The following is a 1,813-nucleotide window of genomic DNA, read 5'->3' as shown; positions in this document are numbered from 1 at the left end:
GTTTCGGGCGTTGCGGCTTCACCGCACGGCTGCAAGCCCGATTCTAAGTTGGTAAAGTTCAGCTTTTTGCAGTGGAGTCACTCTTGAAAACGGAACAAATGGCGTTTTTGATTAATGGTGTCTCTCTAACAGTTTGCTCTATGGTGAATCAGATATGAGCCTGGGGCGACTTCATCCGTATTCTTCTAGACCAGAACGACCTCAAAAATTACACAAGGAGTCTGAAAAATGAAAAAGCAACGAATAATCACCATTATCCTATCGATTATCTTTAGCTTCGTGCCGATCCTGATCACTATCAACACTATCGCAAAAGCTGCTCCCAACACAGATAATACAGGGTGTCATTTTGGCAATTCAGTTGACACAGCTGGCGATGTTAACGGCGATGGGTATGATGATGTTATTGTCGCTGCTAGTGGTTGCGAAGCTGTCTATGTCTATTATGGTTCTGCAACAGGTCTCAGCGCTCTCCCAGATTGGTCGTATGTATCTGACCAGTCCGGCGCACAGTTTGGCGTATCGGTTAGCACAGCAGGCGATGTTAACAGTGATGGTTACGATGATATCATTGTCGGTGCCTTTCGTTATAATGCTGGGCTTGGGGATCGTCAGGGGAAGGCTTTTGTCTTTTATGGGTCTGAGTCCGGTTTATCTGCCACGCCAGATTGGACTATGGCTAGTGACCAAAGCATGAGCCAATTTGGTTATTCGGTTGGCACGGCTGGAGATGTAAATGGCGATGGGTATGACGATGTCATTATCGGGGCGCCGTTCTGGGCCGATTCCCGAGTGTTCATCTATCCTGGCTCTGCAACAGGTCTATCTACTAGGGTTTGGACACTCAACGAAGCTGATTACACCGCGTTTGGGTCGGGTGTGAGTACAGCTGGGGATGTAAACAATGATGGTTTCGACGACGTAATTGTCGGTGCGTATCAGTATGGGTACCCATCAATGCGGGGTGCTGCCTTTGTTTATTACGGCTCAGCCGATGGAGTAGTCACAACGCCAGCCTGGTCAACTGTGGGCGATCAAATTGACGCTCGATATGGTTTCCATGTGGCTGCAATGGGAGATGTCAATAATGATGGTTACGATGACATTGTTCTTGAAGAGCCTATGTATGATGACGGAGCTAATGAAAACGCTGGACGTATCCATGCCTTTTATGGCTCAGCTACAGGCCCCAGCCCTACCGCAGATTGGATACTTGTAGGGGAACAAGCCGGGATGTATCTGGGGGCCACAAGTTCGGCAGGCGATGTGAACAATGATGGCTTTGACGACCTCATTGTTGGAGATTTCTACGACCCCTCTGTTTCATTGGACGGGGCAGGAAGGGCACGCATTTACTTTGGGTCAGCTACAGGGTTGAGCACAACCGCAAACTGGACGGTTGTCGGCGGTCAGGCAGATGAGATGCTCGGCATTGCCGTTGGTTTGGCTGGAGACGTGGATGGTAATGACTATGTAGATATCATCGTGGGTGCATACCACTACGATGGCACCTATAGAGATGAAGGACGAGCCTATGCTTACTGTGGCACGGTAGAAGGCTTGAGCACAACTCCATGTTGGACTGGGGGGCTTAGTGAGACTATTTATTCAAATTCAATATATCTGCCGCTGGTGTTGAAAGGGCAATAGATTTAACTGATGTTGCATATTACTTTAGATCCCGCTGAGTTGAAGATTGGGAATTACGTCCAACCCATGCATATAGCCCACATTCCGCACCTTACGAAGTGAGCAGATAACAATTTTCGACTGGGGGGCCGAGCAAATGAATGACATCAAGGTGAACAGGTTT

General features: G+C 48.4%; 1 protein-coding gene. It reads left to right on the top strand.

Going from position 1 to position 1,813, the window contains the following annotated elements:
* Positions 1 to 228 precede the first annotated feature (228 nt).
* Positions 229 to 1,650 carry a hypothetical protein gene (locus D6694_13560; protein ID RMH36800.1) on the top strand — a complete coding sequence of 474 codons (1,422 nt, stop codon included), beginning with the start codon at positions 229 to 231 and terminating at the stop codon, positions 1,648 to 1,650.
* The last annotated feature ends 163 nt before the right edge of the window (positions 1,651 to 1,813 follow it).

The sequence above is a fragment of the Gammaproteobacteria bacterium genome (genome assembly GCA_003696665.1).
In the GTDB taxonomy this organism is placed as follows: domain Bacteria; phylum Pseudomonadota; class Gammaproteobacteria; order Enterobacterales.
This window is presented reverse-complemented; position numbering and strand designations above follow the sequence as displayed.

Coding starts and splice junctions, on each gene's coding strand:
- D6694_13560 (RMH36800.1), top strand. CDS start 229: ATGAAAAAGCAACGAATAATCACCATTATCCTATCGATTATCTTTAGC.